This is a genomic window from Pontibacter rugosus (assembly GCF_042678745.1).
Classification (GTDB): Bacteria; Bacteroidota; Bacteroidia; order Cytophagales; family Hymenobacteraceae; genus Pontibacter; species Pontibacter rugosus.
In genome coordinates this window covers 1-5,443 of record NZ_JBHTLD010000268.1, presented here as the reverse complement: position 1 = coordinate 5,443, position 5,443 = coordinate 1, and the positions used below count along the sequence as shown (strand labels likewise).

8 protein-coding genes are annotated in these 5,443 nt (G+C 47.1%); 6 read left to right on the top strand and 2 right to left on the bottom strand.

Going from position 1 to position 5,443, the window contains the following annotated elements; genetic code table 11:
- Positions 1 to 77 precede the first annotated feature (77 nt).
- The 3 genes from ACFQ2O_RS19510 to ACFQ2O_RS19500 are packed head-to-tail and all read left to right on the top strand — an operon-like array spanning position 78 to position 687.
- On the top strand, positions 78 to 260 hold the full coding sequence (locus tag ACFQ2O_RS19510; RefSeq protein WP_377531964.1) for a hypothetical protein: 183 nt from the start codon (positions 78 to 80) through the stop codon (positions 258 to 260).
- 58 nt (positions 261 to 318) lie between these two features.
- Positions 319 to 483 (top strand): hypothetical protein, encoded by a 165-nt coding sequence (locus ACFQ2O_RS19505; protein WP_377531962.1) that lies wholly within the window; start codon positions 319 to 321, stop codon positions 481 to 483.
- A gap of 54 nt (positions 484 to 537) precedes the next feature.
- Complete coding sequence (locus ACFQ2O_RS19500; RefSeq protein ID WP_377531959.1) at positions 538 to 687, top strand: hypothetical protein; 150 nt, start codon at positions 538 to 540, stop codon at positions 685 to 687.
- Between the two features lie 94 nt (positions 688 to 781).
- Here the strand turns inward: ACFQ2O_RS19500 and ACFQ2O_RS19495 are convergent, their stop codons facing one another.
- Both ACFQ2O_RS19495 and arfB read right to left on the bottom strand, forming a co-directional pair.
- A complete protein-coding gene (locus tag ACFQ2O_RS19495) occupies positions 782 to 1,348 on the bottom strand; it encodes a hypothetical protein (RefSeq protein ID WP_377531957.1) in 567 nt (188 codons plus the stop codon).
- Positions 1,349 to 1,432: 84 nt separating this feature from the next.
- On the bottom strand, positions 1,433 to 1,846 hold the full coding sequence (arfB, locus tag ACFQ2O_RS19490; protein WP_377531955.1) for an alternative ribosome rescue aminoacyl-tRNA hydrolase ArfB: 414 nt from the start codon (positions 1,844 to 1,846) through the stop codon (positions 1,433 to 1,435).
- 269 nt (positions 1,847 to 2,115) lie between these two features.
- Here arfB and ACFQ2O_RS19485 point away from each other — a divergent pair, with 269 nt between their 5' ends.
- The 3 genes from ACFQ2O_RS19485 to ACFQ2O_RS19475 all read left to right on the top strand — a co-directional run bounded on the left by ACFQ2O_RS19485 (position 2,116) and on the right by ACFQ2O_RS19475 (position 5,304).
- The gene (locus ACFQ2O_RS19485) at positions 2,116 to 2,496 is read left to right on the top strand and encodes a sensory rhodopsin transducer (RefSeq protein WP_377531952.1); all 381 of its coding nucleotides are present in this window, start codon (positions 2,116 to 2,118) and stop codon (positions 2,494 to 2,496) included.
- An 8-nt stretch (positions 2,497 to 2,504) separates the two neighbouring features.
- On the top strand, positions 2,505 to 4,151 hold the full coding sequence (locus tag ACFQ2O_RS19480; RefSeq protein ID WP_377531949.1) for an alpha-amylase family protein: 1,647 nt from the start codon (positions 2,505 to 2,507) through the stop codon (positions 4,149 to 4,151).
- Positions 4,152 to 4,224: 73 nt separating this feature from the next.
- Positions 4,225 to 5,304 carry a site-2 protease family protein gene (locus ACFQ2O_RS19475; RefSeq protein ID WP_377531946.1) on the top strand — a complete coding sequence of 360 codons (1,080 nt, stop codon included), beginning with the start codon at positions 4,225 to 4,227 and terminating at the stop codon, positions 5,302 to 5,304.
- The last annotated feature ends 139 nt before the right edge of the window (positions 5,305 to 5,443 follow it).

Below are 5,443 nucleotides of genomic sequence, written 5' to 3'. Positions count from 1 at the left end.
TATGAACTCTCCACGAAGTCTGCCGAAACAATGATACAGATTACCATGATACACATCATGCTTAAGAAATTATCCAAATGAAATTAAAACAGCCTCTGAAAATCGTGATCCTAATCTTCGCATGTATGGCTGGTATGGGTGCCACTATCCAAAAATCAGCAAAGGATGTGCAGCAGATAAATGCCAGGCAGGAACTGAAGGAGTACAAAGCTTACCCTAACCTGTTGCCTGAAGTTGTCATTACTGCTCCGGAGCTTTAGTCTTCGGCTTTACCTGTTCTTCAATCTACTATCTACCAATACCTAACAAAATAAAACCATGAAAATCATTATTTTAATTCTCGCTTTTATCGCAGGCGTGGGCTTTACCATAAAGCAATCTGCAAACGAAATGAAGGAAATTGCTGCTCGCCAGGAACTGAGCAAGTATAAAGGGCAGCCAAACCTTTTGCCGGAAGTTAAAATTGTTGCCCCTCGTGGCTAACTGCTACGGTGCTTTATAACTTCACCAATTATCTACCCAATAATCACCAAAAAGATGAAGATCCTACTGCTGCTATTGGCTATTCTGGCAGGCCTTTACCTGACGTATAAAAGCACGCTCAATAACAGGCCAGAGATAGCTGCCAGACAACAATTATTGGCAACTGCCTCAATGCAATGCTCACCTCCTGCTCAGGCTATATAAGTATAGCCTGAGCAGGAAACAAGGGCATGTTTATTCACTGGTTCTAAATTTTCTCGTTCCGAAAAAACCTCTTTAGAAATATACCCGAAGCTATCTAATCATCCTGTTTTTTGAAGATGTCAAGTATACTTGGTTTGTCTTCGTTCTTCTTACTGTTCTTATTGTTTTTGCTGTTCTTGTTGCCAAAAGGCCACCACTCTTTTTTTACTTTTTTCTCTTTCAGGATAACGTAGCGTATGGACACGCCAGAGGAGAGTTGCACCCAATCTTCATGATTGATATGCACGGCTGGTTTCACATCAGCAGACAAGAGAAAAGGCAAACCGTTTATTTTATACTCGATACCTAGAATAGCATCTACACCAGTAAAAACGCCATTATCTTTTAGGTTACCGATGTGCCCGCCTGCGCCCAGGTAATAATTAAAGCGTTTGCCCAGCATCGGGAAGTGCCACTCATATAAAGCTGTGCCGCTTATTTCGCGGGAGCCAATTGAGGCGATGCCTTCTATGGTGCCTCTTTCATGTAATTTCTGCTGAAGTGTCAGGCCAAAGCGATCGCTCTCCAAGCGCACACCGGCTGCTGTTCTGTACTTCTGCGCCATACCAGCTACACTTGCGCCACAGAGTAGCACTATCAGCAAAAGCAATTTTTTTATCATAACGAAGGGTGAATAATTAATTTCTGGCTCTGCAAATTTCTTACCTAACGCAGCAGCCAGCCTTGTAGTGCTTTTATACTTCTTCTAAAAATCGCCTCTGAAGCTGCGGTTAGATTTTTTCTCTGCCTGCTTTTTCTTTCCCTCCAGCCGGCGCCTCACGCTGGAGCGCGTTGCCTTTGTAGCGGTGCGTTTCTTTTGCCGGGTTGTTGCCTGCCGGAGCAGCTCTTTAAAGCGCTCCACACACAGCTCTTTGTTCTTGAACTGGCTGCGCTCTGTCTGGCACACCACCTGCAGGTAGCCTTCGCCATTAATTCTGTTAGCAAGCTTTTCTAGCACCAGCGCCTTTTCCTCCTCCGTAAGCAACTCAGAATTTTCTACATGAAACCGCAACTCTACTTTTGAGTTTACCTTGTTCACGTTCTGCCCTCCTGCACCTCCGCTGCGTGATGCCTGAAACTGCAACTCCCGCTCAAAGTCCCTTGCTCCTATGTTTATCATATTTGATTTCTGATGCTCGTTCAATTACTGCTTACCACATGCCACCGAAGCTGCGCTGTTTAAACAAAGCGCTGCCTGGCTGCTTTCCCAGCAGAACATATTATCAAAGCTCTGCTTTACTGATTAAGTGGCAAGATACGCAGAGATGTACGATGCCCCACCTCCCATAGGTACATCAGGAGCGAAGATTATACTTTAGAACCTACAAGCCAAGTATAACCGTAGTAAGTGATACAGCTATTTTTTGCCACACACAAACCTTTTATACTATGAAAAAAGCTATTGGCCATACGGTATGGGCTATTGCGGAGGGCTATATTCCCCCCTTCAGCACAGGTCCGGCACCAGAGTTTACCAGCCACGAAACGGCCTGCATCTTAAATACATCAGAGGAAGATGCGCAGGTTAATATCTGGATTTATTTCTCTGACCGTGATCCCATAGGCCCTTATAAGGTTACGGTACCTGCCAAACGAACCAAGCATGTCCGATTCAATGATCTGAAAGACCCTGAGCCTATTCCTACTGGCACCGACTACTCTAGTGTGATAGAATCTGACAGACCAGTTGTAGTGCAGCACAGCCGCCTGGATTCGCGCCAGGCCGAAAATGCACTGCTCAGTACGATAGCTTTTCCGGTAACCACGTAGCAATGCCTATGAAAGAGCAAGACCTTTGGTATAAACGTGCTATTATTTACGCACTGGATGTAGAAACTTTTCAGGACTCTAACAACGATGGCATCGGTGATTTTCAGGGTTTGATCGGGCGCTTAGACTATTTAGCCACGATGGGTATCACCTGTATCTGGCTGCTTCCTTTTTACCCGACTCCAAACCGTGATAACGGCTACGATGTAATGGACTATTATAACGTAGACAGCCGCCTGGGTACACTGGGCGACTTTGCCGCCTTTATACGCGAGGCGAGCGAGCGAGGTATCCGGGTAATTGTTGACCTGGTGGTAAATCATACTTCTGACCAGCACCCGTGGTTCCAGGAATCGCGCAGCAATCCCGATTCTAAATTCCGAGACTATTACACCTGGCGCAAAGAGAAGCCGGAGGAGGAAATCGGCAAGCCTGCCTTTTCAGGGCAGGAAGACAGCATCTGGACATATGATGAAGAAGCCAAGGCATACTACCTGCACCGCTTCTATGCGCACCAGCCAGACCTGAACCTTGGCAACCCTGAAGTACACAAAGAGATTCACCACATTATGGGCTTTTGGCTGGCACTTGGTGTATCCGGCTTCAGAATTGATGCCGCCCATATTCTGGTACAGAGTGATAGCGAAGACAGCACAAAAGAGTATTACAACCTGATTGAGGACATGCGCGACTTCATTTCGATGCACAGCCGCGACGCCATATTGTTAGCAGAAGCCTCTGGCCCACCTGAGGTGGTAGGGAAGTTTTTTAAAGGCAGGAGGCGGATGCACATGATGTTTAACTTCCTGCTAAACCAGCACCTGTTTTTAGCCTTGGCCAAACAAGACGGCATTCCCATTGCCAAAGGCCTGCGCATGCTGCCACCGAAACAGGAAGACCTGCAGTGGCTTAACTTTTTACGCCATCACGACGAGCTAAACCTGGAAGATCTGGAAGAACCTGAAACCCAGGAAGTATTTGAAGCATTTGCCCCCAAAGAGGACATGCGCATTTTTGGACGTGGCATCCGCCGGCGCCTTGCGCCCATCTTAAACGGCGACCGCCACCGTATTGAGTTAGCTTACAGTTTGCTCTTTAGTCTGCCCGGTACACCCATGATCCAATACGGATCAGAGATAGGCATGGGAGACGACCTTTCACAGGAAGGCCGCAAAAGTGTGCGCACACCAATGCAGTGGACTACTGAAAAGAATGCAGGTTTCTCCAGCGCTCCCGTTAGCCAGTTGCCACGCCCGGTAATATCTAAAGGTGATTATGCTTATACCAAAGTAAACGTGGTGCAGCAGCAGCGGGAAACCAATTCGCTCCTGAACTGGATGGAACGTGTAATCCGGTTACGCCGCCAATATCCTGAACTCGGCACCGGCAAGTGTGATATACTGGAAACGAAAAGCTCCAAGATATTTGCGCACTCCTGCACATTAGTCTACACTACTGTTGTGGTACATAACTTAAGTAATGAAGACGTAACGGTTCTTTTGCCCATACTTGACCAGGAAGATAAGTATGCGGTAGAAGTCTTCAGCAACGACGACTACAGCATGCCGAAAAAGGGCCAACTTTCCATCAATGCCTATGGCTACCGCTGGTTTAGGTTAAACCCTGCTACGGGCGAAAAGAAAACACAAGTATAAACACACTTACCTCACAGGCTTACAGGTGTAAGCCTGTGAGGTAAGTGCCTTAGCTTCCTAAAGTATAAACCCTATGAAATGGTCGTTAAAGCTAGGCAGAGTTGCCGGCATCAACATACTGGTCCATTGGACATTTGTGCTACTGCTGGGTTGGGTGGCTTTCACTGAGGCTCAGCGGGGCAGCGACCTTGCTACAACTGTACTAGCCATGGTATTTATACTTGCTGTTTTCTTTTGTGTGGTGCTGCATGAGCTTGGCCATGCGCTTACGGCAAAGCGCTTTGGCATCAAAACTAAAATGATAACCCTACTGCCCATAGGCGGAGTAGCCAGCCTGGAGCGTATGCCAGAGCAGCCAAAAAGAGAACTGCTTATAGCTGCCGCAGGGCCCGCGGTGAACGTCGTAATTGCATTTATACTATGGCTGGTGCTGCCATCACTGCAGAGTGTGCCTGATGAGGCATTCTTACAGCGCATTACTCCGGCAAACTTCTTTTACATACTACTGATCGTAAATGTAGTGCTGGTCGTGTTCAATGCTATTCCTGCTTTCCCGATGGATGGGGGGCGGGTACTACGTGCGCTGCTCGCCTTTAAACTGGGCCGCGTGCGGGCTACGCAGATAGCAGCCAATATCGGGCAGCTGCTGGCTATCTTCTTTGTTTTTGTGGGCTTTATGTATAACCCCTTTCTTATCCTGATTGGGGCTTTTGTGTTCTTTGGCGCTTACTCTGAAAACATACTGGTGCAGCACCTCGATTACCTGCGCGGCCACAGCGTGCGCGAAGGTATGATGACCAACTTTGTAACCTTAGCCCCAACTGAAACCGTGCGGGATGCATTAAACAAGCTGCTGATGGGCGCAGAGCACGAATTTATAGTAGAGGACGAAGGCCAGGTAGTAGGCACCCTCACCCGCTCTCAGTTAATACAGGCCGTTAAAGACGAACAGATGCACAGGCAGGTAACAGAGATTATGTCGGCAGAGGTAAAAGCCTTTGATGTTCGGGACAAGCTGTCTGATGCCTATACAGAACTGCAAAAAACCAAAGCCCCGCTTTACCCTGTCCTCGAAAATGGGCGCTTGGCCGGAGTTATCAACACGGATAACATCAACGAGTTTATCATGATTAAATCGGCCTTAACACATTAGGCGCAGTAGCTTAAACTGAGCTTTACCTTTTTCTTCTCCATTACAATACCGCTGCTTTTTTAGAACCCGCCGCTTCAAACTAGCAACCCCCTATCTTAACATACGAAAATAATCGTAATTATATTTTTAATTACGAAAC